The 15,917-nt window shown below is 44.0% G+C and carries 14 protein-coding genes; 11 read left to right on the top strand and 3 right to left on the bottom strand.

The annotated features are described in order from the left end of the window. Window positions 1–178: 178 nt before the first annotated feature. Complete coding sequence (locus tag C1X04_RS03465) at window positions 179–2,203, top strand: TonB-dependent siderophore receptor (protein WP_137169183.1); 2,025 nt, start codon at window positions 179–181, stop codon at window positions 2,201–2,203. 162 nt (window positions 2,204–2,365) lie between these two features. Here the strand turns inward: C1X04_RS03465 and C1X04_RS03460 are convergent, their stop codons facing one another. Beyond that, window positions 2,366–3,742, bottom strand: coding sequence for a glycine--tRNA ligase (locus C1X04_RS03460; protein ID WP_110575706.1), 1,377 nt, complete (start codon window positions 3,740–3,742; stop codon window positions 2,366–2,368). A 271-nt stretch (window positions 3,743–4,013) separates the two neighbouring features. Between C1X04_RS03460 and C1X04_RS03455 the strand changes: the two genes are divergently transcribed. From C1X04_RS03455 to C1X04_RS03445, 3 genes are all read left to right on the top strand, one after another. Further along, window positions 4,014–4,454, top strand: a complete 441-nt coding sequence (locus tag C1X04_RS03455; RefSeq protein ID WP_175404888.1) for a DUF3429 domain-containing protein — start codon at window positions 4,014–4,016, stop codon at window positions 4,452–4,454. Window positions 4,455–4,537: 83 nt separating this feature from the next. After that, window positions 4,538–4,930, top strand: coding sequence for a thiol-disulfide oxidoreductase DCC family protein (locus tag C1X04_RS03450; protein WP_137169182.1), 393 nt, complete (start codon window positions 4,538–4,540; stop codon window positions 4,928–4,930). A 28-nt stretch (window positions 4,931–4,958) separates the two neighbouring features. Continuing rightward, window positions 4,959–5,684, top strand: coding sequence for an SDR family NAD(P)-dependent oxidoreductase (locus tag C1X04_RS03445; protein WP_110575712.1), 726 nt, complete (start codon window positions 4,959–4,961; stop codon window positions 5,682–5,684). A 23-nt stretch (window positions 5,685–5,707) separates the two neighbouring features. Here the strand turns inward: C1X04_RS03445 and C1X04_RS03440 are convergent, their stop codons facing one another. Both C1X04_RS03440 and C1X04_RS03435 read right to left on the bottom strand, forming a co-directional pair. Further along, window positions 5,708–6,445 carry a DUF1826 domain-containing protein gene (locus C1X04_RS03440; protein WP_254682324.1) on the bottom strand — a complete coding sequence of 246 codons (738 nt, stop codon included), beginning with the start codon at window positions 6,443–6,445 and terminating at the stop codon, window positions 5,708–5,710. Between the two features lie 226 nt (window positions 6,446–6,671). Continuing rightward, window positions 6,672–6,932 carry a DUF5062 family protein gene (locus tag C1X04_RS03435; RefSeq protein WP_110575714.1) on the bottom strand — a complete coding sequence of 87 codons (261 nt, stop codon included), beginning with the start codon at window positions 6,930–6,932 and terminating at the stop codon, window positions 6,672–6,674. 304 nt (window positions 6,933–7,236) lie between these two features. On the opposite strand from C1X04_RS03435, the gene C1X04_RS03430 reads away from it, so the two are divergent. The 7 genes from C1X04_RS03430 to C1X04_RS03400 all read left to right on the top strand — a co-directional run bounded on the left by C1X04_RS03430 (window position 7,237) and on the right by C1X04_RS03400 (window position 15,902). Beyond that, on the top strand, window positions 7,237–7,923 hold the full coding sequence (locus C1X04_RS03430; protein WP_137169181.1) for a GntR family transcriptional regulator: 687 nt from the start codon (window positions 7,237–7,239) through the stop codon (window positions 7,921–7,923). A 32-nt stretch (window positions 7,924–7,955) separates the two neighbouring features. Continuing rightward, on the top strand, window positions 7,956–8,834 hold the full coding sequence (prpB, locus tag C1X04_RS03425) for a methylisocitrate lyase (RefSeq protein WP_137169180.1): 879 nt from the start codon (window positions 7,956–7,958) through the stop codon (window positions 8,832–8,834). Window positions 8,835–8,918: 84 nt separating this feature from the next. Continuing rightward, the gene (gene prpC / locus C1X04_RS03420) at window positions 8,919–10,058 is read left to right on the top strand and encodes a 2-methylcitrate synthase (protein ID WP_137169179.1); all 1,140 of its coding nucleotides are present in this window, start codon (window positions 8,919–8,921) and stop codon (window positions 10,056–10,058) included. A 40-nt stretch (window positions 10,059–10,098) separates the two neighbouring features. After that, window positions 10,099–11,586 carry a 2-methylcitrate dehydratase gene (prpD, locus tag C1X04_RS03415; RefSeq protein WP_137169178.1) on the top strand — a complete coding sequence of 496 codons (1,488 nt, stop codon included), beginning with the start codon at window positions 10,099–10,101 and terminating at the stop codon, window positions 11,584–11,586. Between the two features lie 116 nt (window positions 11,587–11,702). Beyond that, window positions 11,703–13,799: a tRNA(Met) cytidine acetyltransferase TmcA gene (locus tag C1X04_RS03410; RefSeq protein ID WP_137169177.1), complete on the top strand. Its 2,097-nt coding sequence runs from the start codon at window positions 11,703–11,705 to the stop codon at window positions 13,797–13,799. Window positions 13,800–14,064: 265 nt separating this feature from the next. Then, on the top strand, window positions 14,065–15,057 hold the full coding sequence (locus C1X04_RS03405) for a TRAP transporter substrate-binding protein (protein WP_110575726.1): 993 nt from the start codon (window positions 14,065–14,067) through the stop codon (window positions 15,055–15,057). A 167-nt stretch (window positions 15,058–15,224) separates the two neighbouring features. Further along, on the top strand, window positions 15,225–15,902 hold the full coding sequence (locus C1X04_RS03400; protein WP_110575729.1) for a TRAP transporter small permease: 678 nt from the start codon (window positions 15,225–15,227) through the stop codon (window positions 15,900–15,902). The last annotated feature ends 15 nt before the right edge of the window (window positions 15,903–15,917 follow it).

The raw sequence follows: 15,917 nt of genomic DNA, 5'->3' as shown, positions 1-15,917 counted from the left end.
ATTTTTAAGTGCACTGAGCACTGCACTCTTTCACATGTTGTTGCAAAAAATGGAACAGAGCGTACCAACACAAAAAAATAATAATACTAGATAATACAAATGATAAGCATTCTTAACACCATTCATACATTAATTATACAAAATTAGTTCCAATACAACTATGGAGAAATTGTTCATAATGACCCCTTCAGCTCGCAATTATAAACTTACAACACTGGCCGCTTTAATAAGTGCTACCACTTATTCAACAACGCTCTTAGCAGAAGAAAATACAGTCAACCTAGATCAATTAGTTGTGTCTGCTTCGGGAAGTGAAGTTGATATAAAAGACGCCCCAGCTTCTATTAGTGTTATAACTCGCGAAGATATTGAAAGAACACCTGTTACCAGCATATCCGAATTACTAGCTGATTTACCTGGCGTAACGGGCGGTTATACCACTGCTGGTGCAGGCTCAAAAATCACTTTTCGTGGCATGCCTGACAAATACACCTTGATCATGGTCGATGGTAGACGTGTAGGCGGATCTTCACTCACAGGCTACCGCCCAGACCTTGTTGGACAAGATATTGATTGGATCTCTCCAGACATGATAGAACGCATCGAAATTATTCGAGGTCCAATGTCAACGCTATATGGTTCTGAAGCCATGGGCGGCGTTATCAATATCATCACCAAAAAAGTTCCCGCGCAATGGAAAGGTACATTGAGCGCAAATTACCAGAAACCTGACAGCGGCTCCTATGGTGACACCAAACAATTAGGAGCAACTATAGCTGGTCCTATATCAGAAAAAGTCGGAATAAAACTGGGCTTAAATAAAACAGACAGTGAGGCAGACACAAACCCTCGAGGCAGCTCAGGATTAGACAACCGTAGTGTCAATTCAGAAATTGATTGGCAAATAAATAAGAACCATAAAGTAACTCTCAATCTCAATTATGGTTTACAAAAGTCTGAATCCGCACCTAACGCAGAATATGAACAGTTTCGCGCAGGGGAATTAGAGCATAAAGGCTATGGTGTCGGTTATGAAGGCTATATTGGAAACGTAAAAAACACGGTCAATTTGTATCATAACCAATACAATAATAACGACCAATCAGTACCGAATGGTCGCGGTGGTTACACCACTGGCGACTCTGAAGCGAACGAAACGGTACTTGATGCTAAAACAAATATCCCTTTAACTTTTGGTGTTGATCAAGATGTAACGATCGGCCTGCAATATAAAGAAGAGGATATTTATAACAGAGCAGTAATTGGTAATTTAAGTGCTGATAAAGATGGAAATACCATTGATCCCGACTTAAATCCTGACGGGTGGTCTGGTTCCCTTTTTGCGGAAAACCAACTGTATCTGCAAGATAACCTGATTCTAACTCTAGGTGCGCGTTTTGATAAAACAGACGGCTTTGATGCCCACTTAAGTCCAAGAGCCTACTTGGTTTATCACCCAAACCTTGACTGGACAATCAAAGGAGGCATTTCTCAAGGCTTCAGAGCCCCAACATTAAAAGAGCGCTCTCCTAGTTCAGGTACTTACTCGCGTGGTAATGGTTGTACATCTCTCGCTCCGCTCGGTTATACCAGTGGAGGTTGTACCATGTTGGGTAACCCTGATTTAAAACCTGAGGTAAGCACCAACTATGAAATAGGTGCTAACTACGAGAGATCTGGATACCAGTTTGATGCAACTTTTTTCTACAACGATGTAAAAGACCTAATGCAAAATAGTCTGTACGGCATCAGAAACGGTCAATGGTTCACCATTCAGCGTAACGTGGGTAAAGCGACTACAAGCGGTATTGAAACCTCTTTTGCAGCACCAATCAGTAACACAGTTAAATTAAATGGAAACCTAACATACATTATCGAGTCTAAAAGAAAAGATAATGACGAACCACTTATGAACGTTCCTGAAGTGACAGCCAATGTCGGCCTATACTGGGATATTAATGAACAGTGGAATACTTTTACCAAAATACAGTATCTAGGCAAGCAAGCTTATAACAAAGAAGACAGCATTCGTTTTGCAGAAGCCTATACAACGCTTGATGTAGGTACTACGTATAATGTGAATAAGAATTTAAGTTTGCGTGCAGGTATCGACAACATAACAGAAACGATTGTAAAAACAGGCGATGATCACGGAGATGGTAATCCACGAGTCTTCTATATGGGCGTGACAAGTCGTTTTTAATTAATGGTTCTACTTTATTTCCCTTTGTGCAGTATGCACACAAAAGACCGCAGCCATAGCTGCGGTCTTTTTTTGTCCGTATTTTGATGACTCTTCAAACAATAGACATAAAAAAACCGCGATGCTTTCAACAAGCACCGCGGCTTTTCCTATCAGGCCAAATTAATTCTGGTTGATAAAGTAGTTAATCACGTAAGCTGGTAGCTCTGCCGCTGGCACAACGATTTGCTCCATTGTGTCACGATCACGAACCGTTACTGGCGCACCTTCTTGCTCGATGGAATCGAAATCGACGGTGACACAGATTGGCGTACCTACTTCGTCATGACGACGGTAACCTTTACCAACGTTACCTGTGTTTTCATAAAGAATACGACCCAGACCTAGTTTCTGAAGCTTGTTTTTCAATTCTTTCGCAAGCGCTACGATTTCAGGTTTGTTTTTCTTAAGCGGCATAATAGCCACTTTGATAGGCGCTAGATGAGGCTTAAACTTCAACACAGTACGAGTAGAACCGTTTGGTAGCTCTTCTTCTGTGTAAGCCTCGGTCATGACAGCCAATAGACCACGATCTAGACCAGCAGAAGGTTCGATACAGAAAGGAACTTCCCATTTATTTTCTTCTAAATCGCGAATCGCTAACTTAGCAGTAGAATGCTCGTTCTTTTTCACTTTTGCAGAAAGACCAAACTCTTCTTGTGCTTTTGTGTGAGAGCCTAGATCGTAATCGGTACGGTTCGCAACACCCTCTAGTTCTTCAAAACCATGTGGAAACTTGTACAAAATATCCACAGTAGATTTAGAGTAATGCGCAAGATCATCACCGGTCACATATTCAAACTCAATGTTCTCTTCAGAAAGACCTTGATCCAACCACCATTGCTTACGCGCTCCAACCCAGAACTCGTGCCATTTTTCATCTTCGCCAGGCTTACAGAAAAATTCCAATTCCATTTGTTCGAATTCACGAACACGGAAGATGAAGTTACGAGGCGTGATTTCGTTACGGAAAGATTTACCAATCTGCGCAATACCAAACGGCAAAGTACGAGAAGTCGAATCAACAACGTTTTTAAAGTTAGTGAAGATACCTTGTGCTGTTTCTGGACGAAGGTAAGTATAAGACTCTTCGTTCACCATTGGGCCAACGTTGGTTTTGAACATCAAATTGAAATCACGTGGCTCTGTTACATTAGTTGAGCCACAGTTGTCACATACTTTAATGTCTTTCATGTGGTCAGCACGCATACGAGATTTACATTCGTGACAATCTACCATTGGATCGGTAAAAGTATCTTCGTGACCAGAGTATTTGTAGACGTGTTTGTTTTGAATAATCGCAGCATCCAAACCTTCTACATCATCACGCTCATAAACCATTGAGCGCCACCAAGCGGCTTTTAGGTTGTTTTTTAATTCAATACCTAGCGGACCGTAATCGTAAGCACCTTGCATACCACCGTAGATTTCACTGCCTTGGAAAATAAATCCGCGACGTTTACATAGGGAGACGAGTTCATCCATTGTTTTAGCTGGCATTTCTAAACACACCTTAAGCAAAATTCGTTAAATAAGGACATGAGAGCCGATTTGGCATCACGTTCAAGTAATAATAGCCGACCATTGTACTCGTTGACCCTATTTCGCTCAATGGCGATTCTTGATTAGAGCGCCACAAAAAACTTTACACTTTTTTGTACATAAATAGGACAAAAGAAGGATGTTAGGTACTGTTTTAAAGTTCATTTTGTTAGATAATTCTCATTGTTTTCATATTTCTTTTTTCTCGGTACTTTTTAAAGGTAACAACATGCGTTTTTATAAGCCTGTAGTGGTCACTCTCGCTGCATTAAGCATCATTCCATTTACTTTGGCCACTTACCTAAACTTTTCTAATAACACATTAGCTGGTTATACGGGCGTAACTATTTTTGCGACGTATGGGGCCGTTATCCTAAGTTTTCTCAGTGGCGTTATTTGGGGTCGAGTCATAGAACAACCAGAAAACGGCGCAGGTAAACTATTATTGGTTTCTTCTAATATCGTTTTGTTATCTGCTTGGTGCTCGTTACTGTTGAAAACACCTGAATTATCAATCGTATTGCTGCTATTAGGTTTTATCAGTCTTTTTTGGCTGGAAGCACGATGGATAAAACCCTCTTATGTAAACAAAGCATACGCGACCCTTCACTTTAGCCTAACCTCTATCGTTTGTGTCATGCATTTGCTGGTGTTATACCCACATTATTAATCACACTAACGACCGCAGACTGATCTAAAACACTTCTAGTCACGTATCATTACTTAACACTTTAATGTTTAGAGTAATGATCCATGTTAACAATCTTCTACGATGGCTATTGTCCTCTTTGCGCAGCCGAAATGCGCACACTGCAATCTTTAGACACAAACAACAGATTGCAGCTAGAAGACATCCACGCCAATGATTTTACAGAAAGATATCCCCATATTGATCCGATTGAAGGGGATAGGCTACTTCACGGCCAGCTGGCTGACGGAAAGGTTATCAAGGGGTTAGACGTCACGTGTCTCGCATGGCAACTTGTTGGAAAGCACAAATGGATGCAAATGCTACGCTGGCCAATCATCCGCGTTTTCGCCGATATGGGCTACAAAGTATTTGCTCGCTATCGCCACCAGATTTCATCTTTTGTCACTGGCAAACCGCGATGTGAACCCTGTGCCAAAGATCGTTGTGATCTTTAATTCGCCACGATTAATGTAGGAGCCCGCTATGTCGTCTTTCTATGCCCTTGTGATTGGTGCAAGCAGTGTCATTGCCCAAGCTGCCATTAAGCAATTTGAAGATAACCAAGATTGCCTTGGCATCTTTGCCATTAGCCGCGTTTCACCAAGCCAAGACAAAGCAAGTAAAACACAATGGATTGAATCTGATTATAGTGAAGCGAGCATCCAACAAGTTTGCCAAACACTTACCCCTTATTCGGGCGCAATCACCAAAGTGCTGATTTGTAATGGCATACTACACAACGACAGTATGATGCCAGAAAGAAAGTTAGAAGAAATTAGCGCCTCTCAGTTAACCACGGTTTTACACGCCAACACGGTCATCCCTATGCTGTGGCTAAGCCGTTTATTGCCTATTTTACAAGGTAAGCATGATACTCAAGTGGCACTTTTCAGCGCTCGTATTGGCAGTATTTCCGACAATAAAACGGGCGGCTGGTACAGCTACCGCGCCTCTAAAGCCGCTCTAAACATGCTCATTCAAACCAGCTCGGTGGAATACGCAAGAAGAGCTAAAAATGTAAAACTTATCGCTTTTCATCCAGGCACCACAGATACGCCGTTGTCTAAACCATTCCAACGATCCGTCCCAAAAGATAAGCTCTTTACAGCGGAGTTTGTGGCAACACAGCTTTTATCCATTATGGAAAGTATCACTATGGACAACAAAGCCGCTTACTTAGACTGGAACAATCAAGCCATTGAGTGGTAATGACTCTTAATAAGAGTCTATTGCTAAATCATATCCAAGCTTAAAAATAAGCGTTTACTTTCAAGGCTTGCTGACGGTGAGCGATGCACCACACCTCGCCCCAAAGAGGTAGGCCACTCATCCCCTTTCATCAAAGCAACGTCACCCACATTAAGCTGGTTAATGCGCCCTTTTTCATTCAAGCCACTATTATGGTCATTCACTCGTCCACCTCGTCCCAGACGGTCTCTCACCACATGTGCCTCGTGCAGCCATTCACTACCGCTGCCAGCGTATGTCGATACTAATCGGCAGGGAATTTTATCGACATGAAAGCGAGGACACATTGCGTTTGAAAGCACATTTAATCGCAGACCTACTTCTTCAAGGTCAAATAGACACGCAAACATGTCGACCAGTAGCGCGACATCCTCAACGAACAGAGCCTTACCCTCAGCCTCGGGAAGCAGTTTTCCTAACATGGAGCTTAAGTACTCCAAACTTCCCTGAGATGTGAAAGCGAAGTGCGGGGAAGACTCAAGTAAGCTCACAGCATATTGCGAAATAGAGCCCAGCGACCTTTGCCAAACCGCCATACTAATGTTGTTTTGATAAATATCAGCGAGCACTTCTCGGTGAGAAGACTTCACCACACCCAACAAGGCTGGCTTTGTCGCTAGACCCTCTTCTTGATCCAAGCCATTGGTATCAATCAAATTATAGTGACTGTTTTTCAAATCCACCGAAAGAGGCACTTTTTGAAAACTAAGATTTTCTCTCACATCAACACCTTCAAGAAATAAACAAACATCAATTATGTTATGTTATAACATAATTTAAAGGGAGTAAAAGTATGATGAAGAAAATCATGATCTTGAAGATATTGAGCAAAGGAAAATAGACTGAAGACTAATCGGTTATAAGAAGAGAGAAGTTACAAGCACAAAATCACTTCACCGTAACGGCAGCATGAAGTGAGAAAGGAGATACCTGGCGCGTTACGCCTTATTACTTCAAAAGAGGATCGTCTTTTGGCAACAGTTTCTGAATCCACAACGCCAACTTGTGCTTCATGCTTGGCAAATCTTCCTTGTCAGCAGGCAAGCCCACGATCAACTTATCCAGCACCAATAAACGATAAATCGCCTCGGTCTTCTCATTCGCCGACATGGTCGAAGAAAAGCCAGCATAGCCACGTTTGAGCGCGTAGTTCTCGCCAACTTGAATGGCTTTTTTACTAAGAGCGGCTTCATTTTTAATTTTTTTCATAGCTTTCCCTATTTAGTTGCGCGATCAAACAAACCTCTTAAAAGGATGGTCGACACACTTGATAGTCAAATGATTCTTATGACTCTATCAGCTTTTGATATTCAACCAAGCGTTTCTCGTCAATAAACGCCAAAAACTTCTGAATAAACACAGTGTTAGCAGTTTTACACTCGCCTACAACGATCAAACATACGACTAAAGGATAAGATAGAAACCATAAGATTGTTGACAATCCAACTTGATAAGCCGCAAAAATACGACTATAAATCCAAATATTGTCAACAATAAAGTGTTTTCTCCTATTATGAGCAACCTTATTTCAATTAAATCTGCAACACTATCGGAAGACATCGCTCAACAGCTAACCAATGCGATAGTGCAGGGTGATATCCCCCAAGGCAGCAAAATATCAGAGCCAGAACTGGCCAAACAATATGGCGTTTCTCGTGGGCCATTAAGGGAAGCCATCGTTAAATTAGAAGGACTAGGATTAGTCACGCGTACCGCTAATGTGGGTGCACGAGTTATCCAGCTAAACACACAAGATATGCTTGATACCTTTGCCATGCGCGAAGCGTTAGAAGGCATGGCGGCTCGATTAGCTGCCAGCAGCATGCCGACAGATGAAATAAACAGCTTGTACGCGCTACTCGATAAACACCAAGCTCACCTAGATGCCAACCAAGACGAACATTATGTGCAACAAGGCGGCAACGACGATTTTCATTTACGCATTATTCACGCCAGCGGTAACGGCAAGCTAATCCGTTTGTTAACAGAAGAATTGTATGCAGTGATTCGCATGTATCGTCGCCATACTGCAGATCAACGCAGCGATCCACGCCAAGCATTAAGGGAACATAAAGCCATTCTGGATGCGATAGCGAATCACGAAGGCGATCTTGCTGAACTGCTGATGCGACGTCATATCAGCCGTGCCAGCAAACTACTAGAACAAGCAATGCAACACGCCGTTGTCACCTCACTCTAGCCATACATTGATAACAATAAGAGAGGAATCCAATGACCACACTTTCAGCTGGTGCCCGTTTTAGACAAGCCGTCGCCACACAATCTCCCTTACAGGTCGTCGGAACCGTCAATGCCTATTGCGCAATGATGGCGGAACAAACAGGTCATCATGCCATTTACTTATCAGGTGGTGGGGTCGCGAATGCCTCCTATGGCTTACCTGATCTTGGCATGACTGATTTGCATGATGTACTAGAAGATGTGAGACGCATTACGTCTGCATCTAAGTTGCCGCTGTTAGTCGATATTGATACTGGCTTTGGTGGTGCTTTTAACATCGCCAGAACCATTCAACAAATGGAAAAAGCCGGCGCAGCGGCGGTGCATATTGAAGACCAAGTCCAACAAAAACGTTGTGGGCACCGCCCGAATAAAGCCATTGTCAGTCAAGATGAAATGGTCGACCGCGTAAAAGCTTGTGTTGATGCACGCGTTGACGACAATTTTGTCATCATGGCGCGCACCGATGCTCTGGCTGTAGAAGGCATGGAACCCGCTATCGAACGAGCCATTGCTTGCGTCGAAGCTGGCGCCGACATGATCTTCCCAGAAGCCATGATCACTTTGGATCAATACCAAGAATTTGTCGCTGCCGTGAAGGTGCCTGTTTTAGCAAACATCACCGAATTTGGCGCCACACCACTGTTCAGCAAAGAAGAGTTGGCCAGTGCTGGTGTGGATTTGGTGCTCTATCCATTAAGCGCATTTCGCGCCATGAACAAAGCCGCCCTCAATGTCTATCAGCATTTATTAAACGATGGCCACCAGCGCAATGTGATCGACACTATGCAAACTCGTAACGAGCTTTATGACTTTCTCAACTACCATGAATACGAAGACAAATTAGACGCGCTCTTCTCTAAGAAATAAGAGTCTAAGAAATAAGAGCCTAAAAATAAGGGTCTAAGAAAGAACAAGTTACTTCTCTAAACAATAACAAAATGGAGTAGAAAAATGGCTAAAGTACTTTCTGGCGCAGGTCTAAGAGGCCAAAGCGCAGGCGAAACCGCACTCTGTACCGTAGGCAAAGCGGCCTCTGGACTAACCTATCGCGGCTACGACATCGATGTCTTAGCCGACAAAGCGAGCTTTGAAGAAGTCGCGTATCTCTTGCTATACGGCAAATTACCTAATCGCACACAACTGCACGATTACGAACAAAGATTAATGAGCTTGCGTAGTTTACCTGACGAGCTAAAAGCGGTATTAGAGCTGATTCCCGCCAGTGCGCACCCAATGGATGTGATGCGAACAGGTTGTTCCTTTTTAGGGAATCTTGAACCTGAACTGCCGTTTGATAAACACCCCTCGTTGGCGCTACATAGTGCCGATCGATTGATTGCCACCCTGCCAGCTATGGTGGTCTATTGGTATCGTTTTAGCCACGATGGCGTTCGCGTAAATACGCACAATGCCAACGTGCCTTCTTTAGCAGGTCATTTTCTCACCATGCTGCATGACAAAGAACCAAGCGCCCTTCATACCCAGGTTATGAACGCGTCTTTGATCTTGTACGCTGAGCACGAATTCAACGCTTCCACCTTTACTGCTCGCGTTTGTGCTTCCACCTTGTCAGACATGTTTTCCTGCGTCACTGGCGGCATTGGCAGCTTACGCGGGCCACTTCATGGCGGCGCCAATGAAGCCGCGATGGACATGATAGAACCATGGAAAACCCCAGACGAAGCCGAAGCCGCCTTGCTGCAAAAACTCGCCAATAAAGAAAAAGTCATGGGCTTTGGTCACGCTATTTACAGTGAACGCGATCCACGCAATGACATCATTAAAAAGTGGGCCAAAAAGCTCAGCGAAGACGTCGGTGACGATCATTTATACGCGGTATCAGAACGTTGTGAAGAAGTCATGTGGCGCGAGAAAAAACTCTTTTGTAATGCGGATTTTTTCCATGCCAGCGCGTATCGCTTTATGGGCATTCCCACCAAATTATTTACCCCTATTTTCGTTTGCTCCCGGGTCACCGGCTGGGCCGCCCATGTCATGGAACAACGAGCGAAAAACCGCATTATTCGACCTAGCGCTGATTACACAGGGCCTGACCATTCTGAGTGGGTGGATATTGACGACCGTCATTAACTCAACATCAGCATCAAAACTTGACGATTAAGGATCACTCATGAGCAACAACGTAGATTTAAATAACCGCCCAGATTACGACCAAGTCATCCAAGATATTGCAGATTATGTATTGAACTTTAAAGTCGAAAGCCAAGAAGCTCTCGACACAGCACGCAATTGTTTAATGGACACACTCGGTTGTGGCTTGCTGGCCCTACGCTTCCCTGAATGTACCAAGCACCTTGGCCCCATTGTCCAAGGCACAGTGGTGCCAAATGGTGCTCGCGTTCCAGGTACATCCTTGTCCCTCGACCCAGTGAAAGCCGCGTGGGACATTGGTTGCATCATTCGCTGGCTGGATTACAACGACACGTGGTTAGCGGCAGAATGGGGACATCCTTCCGATAACTTAGGCGGTATTTTGGCCGTTGCCGATCACCTTTCACAAGTTCGTCTATCGAATGGCGAAAGCCCGATGACCATGCGAGAAGTGTTAGAAGCCATGGTAATGGCCCATGAAATTCAAGGCGTTATCGCCCTAGAAAACTCGTTCAATCGCGTGGGTTTGTGTCACGTATTATTGGTACGGGTTGCTTCGGTTGCTGTGGTCACCAAGATGATGGGCGGTGACAGAGAACAAATCATGGCGGCGGTCTCACAAGCTTGGGTCGATGGCTCTGCTCTGCGTACTTATCGTCATGCACCTAATGCTGGCTCTCGTAAATCGTGGGCGGCTGGCGATGCAACGTCTCGTGCGGTGCGTTTGGCCGATATGTCGATGCGAGGCGAAATGGGCATTCCCGGTGTGCTTACCGCAGAGCAATGGGGTTTTTATGACGTGTCTTTCTCAAAAACCAATAAAGACCAAGCCATTAAGCCTGATGACAAACGTGAGTTTTCTTTCTCACAAGATTACGGCACGTACGTAATGGAAAACGTCTTGTTCAAGATCTCTTTCCCAGCCGAGTTTCACGCTCAAACCGCGGCTGAAGCGGCCGTTACTTTGCACCCTCTTGTGAAAGACCGCTTAGCCGACATCGACAAAATCGTTATTCGTACTCATGAATCGGCGATTCGCATTATTTCCAAGTCTGGCCCATTGGCGAACGCTGCAGATCGTGACCATTGCTTGCAGTACATGGCGGCAGTGCCACTCGCATTCGGTAATTTAACTGCCGAACATTACGAAGACGACTTTCATGCTGCCAATCCCATCATTGATGAGCTGCGCAACAAAATGGAAATCGTCGAAGACAAACGCTTCACTGCCGAATATTTAGAAGCCGACAAGCGCTCCATTGCCAATGCGATTCAGGTGTTCTTTAAGGATGGCAGCAGCACAGAGGAAGTGGTGGTGGAATATCCAGTCGGACATCGCCGCCGTCGCGAAGAAGGCATTCCATTGTTGGAACAGAAGTTCAAAAACAACTTGGCGACGCGCTTCCCAAACCGTCAGTGCCAGCAGATTTTTTCACTTTGTAAAGATCAAGCCGCTCTTGAAAGCACTGCTGTGAATCGCTTCATGGATTTATTTGTTATCGCTTAGGCCTCATAAGCATTGGCGCTACCTTGTGGTCACAGTATGATAGAGGTCTTTGCATGAGTAACGCGCAAAGGCGAGACGAAAGTCTCTGTCGTACGACCACAAGGGAATTTATTTTAATGTCTGACAACCATCGTCACTGTTTTATTTTAAAAGGCTCGCCTCGCGAGGTTTTGCCAGACTTTCTTCAGTTGTGCGAAAATTTTTCTACACCTCTTATTGCTGCTCATGATGTGAGCCAATATGACGAATTACTCATTCCATCTTTAAAAAGAAAGCCATTTAAAACCTGCGCTTTTAAACAAACTCGACAAGAGCTTGGTAGCTGCTATGACGCTGTCTTAGTCGATCTAACCCAAGGCGTGTCAGCCAGCGCATTAGCTATTTTATCGGGCACTGTTCGGGGTAATGGCCTGTTCGCTGTCGTCTTACCGCACGCCGATTGGTTAAGTATGGCAGACCAAGAACTCTCTCGTTATTTACCTTGGCCCTACGAACCAGAACAAGTTTATTCCAATTTCAAACGTTATCTACTTGATCACTTAAAAAACACTTCCCCTTTCCAAGAGCTAAAAGCCCATCAGGTCGCCCCGCTACCAGCACTCACCCTTTTGGATGACAATGCGCCACTGACAGATGAACAAGCAAATGCCCAAGCTTGTTTATTTGCCGAGCAAGCACAGTCTTATGTATTGATTGCGCCCCGTGGACGCGGTAAATCCACGCTATTAGGAGACAGTTTGGCCAAGCTTGTACAAGCAGGCAAACGTGTAGCCATTACCGCTCCCAACCAAGATGCGATTGTGAGTCTTAAAGCACGATTCGAAAGCCATTTTGAGGCAAACACTGTTACGCTTCCTTTTTATGCACCCGACGCCCTAATGGATGACTCAAACCAATGGGACTTTCTCTTTGTCGATGAAGCTTCAATGATCCCGTTGCCTTTGCTGATGGCACTAAATCAAAAAGCCAACCATTGTCTATTTAGTACAACAGATTATGGTTACGAAGGCTCTGGTAAGGGTTTTGGCATTCGTTTTTGCCAACATTTGGCATCACAAAAGACCACTAAACCATTGGCGTTACAACCGCTTGTGTTGAGCCAACCTATTCGATGGGGGGAAAATGACCCACTTGAAAATTGGATCAACAACACACTCTTGCTGGCACCTAAAGAACAAGCAAAGCAAAGGTTTGATATCAGAGTCGCCTCCTCCATCCAAGACGACATCACAAATAAGAGGCTGGTAGGCAAAGACTGGATAAAAGAAAACAATTTACTCCATGATACCTTCCAGTTATTAGTAAGCGCCCACTATCAGACGTCAGCAGATAATTTAAGATGGGTGCTGGATGATCCATCCGTTACCAGCTTCATTTCAATGACAGCAGAGCAAATACACAGTGTCGCCATAGTGACAGAAGAAGGGCATTTGCCAGAAGATTTGAGTCTAGCGGTGATGCAAGGAAAACGCCGCCCACGAGGACACTTAGTACCGCAATCCTTGCTTGCTCACGAAGGATTTGAAAACGCGGGACAGTATGGCTATTGGCGGATCAGCCGTATTGCAACGGAACAATCTCAACAAAATAAGGGCTTAGCAAGCCAGTTGCTAAGTTACATAGAAAAGTCGGCAAATACGCACTGTGATTTTTTATGTTCAAGTTTTGCAGCTACACCTGATGTGCTTTCATTTTGGCTCAAAAATGGTTTTTTACCGGTTCGATTAGGAACAGCTAAAGACCAAGCCAGCGGCAGTTATTCAATCATGATGGTAAAGCCACTAACACAGCTCGCCACTCAGCAAGCAATAAAATGGCAATCACAACTGCTTGAAGAATTGTTGATGAATCTACTTCTGCAATATGACGATTTATCCGTTGAGTTAATTTTACTTATTTTGAAGCAATACTCTTTCTACCAATCTGACATACCGTCTTTCGTGAAACTAACCACTCAAGACGCCCATAATCTTGCGTTATTTGTAGACCATCACCGCCCCTTTGACAGTATTCGTCCTACTTTCTTTAAAAAAGCGCTGTCTCTTGCCTTACAAGGCCAATTAATACCTAAAGAGCCAAGCCATCAACTATTACTAGAAGCAGCATTAGGACGAAACACTGAGCAAACTCGTCGAAATGCGAACCTAACAGGCAAAAAAGCCATGCACCAAAGTTTCAAAAAGCTTCTTTCAACCGTTCCGCTATCAAAATAGGCGAAAAACCACCCATTTACATCTCTTATATGTGTGCAATCCCCCCCGACAAAATAAGTCAAAGCTCTTAATCGAAGACTTGAAAATAAATTTAATTCTTTAAATTCAACAAGTTAATAAAAATATAAAGATTTGGCATGGATTGTGTAAACAGTATGGTTAGCATCACCTGCTTTGCTCTGTCTGCTTCAAATATGAACTTGGAGAAATATCAGGCTAAAAATCAGGTAAACAATAATAATTCAGTTTTTGGAGTTTTATAAAAATGAAAAAAATCAGCCTTGCTCTAACCTCATTAGCTCTTGCTCTTTCTGCTGGCACTGCGGTTGCGAATTGTGATCCAGGTGAGCGTGTTGTCAAATTCAGCCACGTTACAGGTGGTACTACTCACCCTAAAGTGGTTGCTGCAAATAGCTTCGCAGATCGTGTTAATAAAGAAATGAACGGCAAATTATGTGTTGAAGTTTTCCCTAACTCCACATTGTTTGGTGATTCTAAAGAACTTGAAGCCCTACTTTTAGGCGACGTTCAGCTACTTGCTCCTTCTCTATCTAAGTTTGGTTCTTATACCGATAAATACGGTGTATTCGATCTACCTTTCATCTTTAAAGATATGGACCACGCTATCCGTTTTACCAAAACTCCAGAAGGCAAAAAGCTACTTACCGAAATGGATGAGTACGCTGGTTTCGTTGGGTTAGGTTACTGGATGTCTGGTATGAAATATTTTTCTGCCAACAAGCCTCTTTTAGTGCCTAGCGATGCAAAAGGCATGAAATTCCGTGTACAAACGTCTGACGTTGCTAAACAGATGATTGCGGCAATGGACGCGTCTCCTCAAGCGATGGCGTTCTCTGAAGTATACGGTGCCTTGCAAACAGGCGTTGTAGATGGTCAAGAAAACACTTGGTCAAACATCTACACGAAAAAATTCTACGAAGTACAAGACAGCACAACGGAAACTAACCACCAGTTGTTGGCTTACTTGTTCATGACATCTTCTGAATTCTTGAAGAGCCTTTCTCCTGAAGATCGTGCGCAGTTCACGCAAATTGCTGATGAAGTTACACAAGAAGCAAACTTGAACGTGAAAGCAGCTGAAGCGGCTAACCGTCAAAACATCTTGGATGCTGGTGGCAAGATCAACGTGCTGACACCTGAACAACGTCAAGAATGGGTTGATACAATGAAGCCTGTTTGGAAGCAATTTGAAAGCTACATCGGTAAAGATTTGATTGACGCTGCTGCTGGCGCGTAATCCTTTCTTATCCCGCAGTGGGCTGACCTTAACCGGTCAGCTCTTGTGGTTTTATCCTGTGCTTTCTTGATCCCTTCCTCTTCACCAGAGATCGGTCCTAGAACCTACAAGATACCCCACCGCTGCACTTTAACTTGTTCTGGTCCACTTAGTTAAGGAGACCCCCCATGGCACTTTGGCCGCACCTTTATTTACTTATTTTTATTATTATCCTTTGGGCATTAGAGAAACGCTTCCCAAAAGTCATGGAACGGGCTGAAGAAAACCTGCTAATCATCGTTATCTCTTCCATCATGGCTGTATCATTCGGGCAAGTTGTGGCTCGTTATGGTTTTAACACAGGCTGGGATGCGGCACTTGAATTCAATACCGTCGCCTTCTCTTGGTTAATTCTATTGGGCATGAGTTACGGTATCAAAACCGGCCTTCACCTAGGCGTCGATATTGTTTTGAACGCGGTTCCAAAGCCTATAACCAAAGCACTTTCTTTGTTTGGTGCAGCGGCCGCTATGCTTTATGGCCTTATCTTACTCGACTCTACGTGGCTCGCGATGCTTGGCGTAGACGTAAGTGGCGGCGCCATCGAGTACTGGTTGAAAATGTTCAAAATTGGCATAGGCTCCGAAGAGCTTCGTTACCCAGAATTTGTACAAGAAATGTTTGGTTTACGCCCACGCGTTCACCGTTGGATTGTTCTTGTTATCCTGCCAATCAGCTTGGCTCTCCTTTCTTATCGTTCTTTGCAAGCATTTATCGATATTGCCCGCGGCAAACGAGACATGCTGATCAGTGGCCATGAGGCACAAGATCTTGTCAAAGAAAACCAAAACGTCTTGAAAGACTAGCGCAGGAGCATCATT

Origin of the sequence: Marinomonas sp. FW-1, assembly GCF_005222245.1 — a bacterium.
Taxonomy (GTDB): Bacteria; Pseudomonadota; Gammaproteobacteria; order Pseudomonadales; family Marinomonadaceae; genus Marinomonas; species Marinomonas alcarazii.
This window is presented reverse-complemented; position numbering and strand designations above follow the sequence as displayed.

Coding starts and splice junctions, on each gene's coding strand:
- C1X04_RS03430 (WP_137169181.1), top strand. CDS start 7,237: ATGAGCAACCTTATTTCAATTAAATCTGCAACACTATCGGAAGACATC.
- prpB (WP_137169180.1), top strand. CDS start 7,956: ATGACCACACTTTCAGCTGGTGCCCGTTTTAGACAAGCCGTCGCCACA.
- C1X04_RS03445 (WP_110575712.1), top strand. CDS start 4,959: ATGTCGTCTTTCTATGCCCTTGTGATTGGTGCAAGCAGTGTCATTGCC.
- prpD (WP_137169178.1), top strand. CDS start 10,099: ATGAGCAACAACGTAGATTTAAATAACCGCCCAGATTACGACCAAGTC.
- C1X04_RS03465 (WP_137169183.1), top strand. CDS start 179: ATGACCCCTTCAGCTCGCAATTATAAACTTACAACACTGGCCGCTTTA.
- C1X04_RS03455 (WP_175404888.1), top strand. CDS start 4,014: ATGCGTTTTTATAAGCCTGTAGTGGTCACTCTCGCTGCATTAAGCATC.
- C1X04_RS03410 (WP_137169177.1), top strand. CDS start 11,703: ATGTCTGACAACCATCGTCACTGTTTTATTTTAAAAGGCTCGCCTCGC.
- prpC (WP_137169179.1), top strand. CDS start 8,919: ATGGCTAAAGTACTTTCTGGCGCAGGTCTAAGAGGCCAAAGCGCAGGC.
- C1X04_RS03435 (WP_110575714.1), bottom strand. CDS start 6,932: ATGAAAAAAATTAAAAATGAAGCCGCTCTTAGTAAAAAAGCCATTCAA.
- C1X04_RS03460 (WP_110575706.1), bottom strand. CDS start 3,742: ATGCCAGCTAAAACAATGGATGAACTCGTCTCCCTATGTAAACGTCGC.
- C1X04_RS03400 (WP_110575729.1), top strand. CDS start 15,225: ATGGCACTTTGGCCGCACCTTTATTTACTTATTTTTATTATTATCCTT.
- C1X04_RS03450 (WP_137169182.1), top strand. CDS start 4,538: ATGTTAACAATCTTCTACGATGGCTATTGTCCTCTTTGCGCAGCCGAA.
- C1X04_RS03405 (WP_110575726.1), top strand. CDS start 14,065: ATGAAAAAAATCAGCCTTGCTCTAACCTCATTAGCTCTTGCTCTTTCT.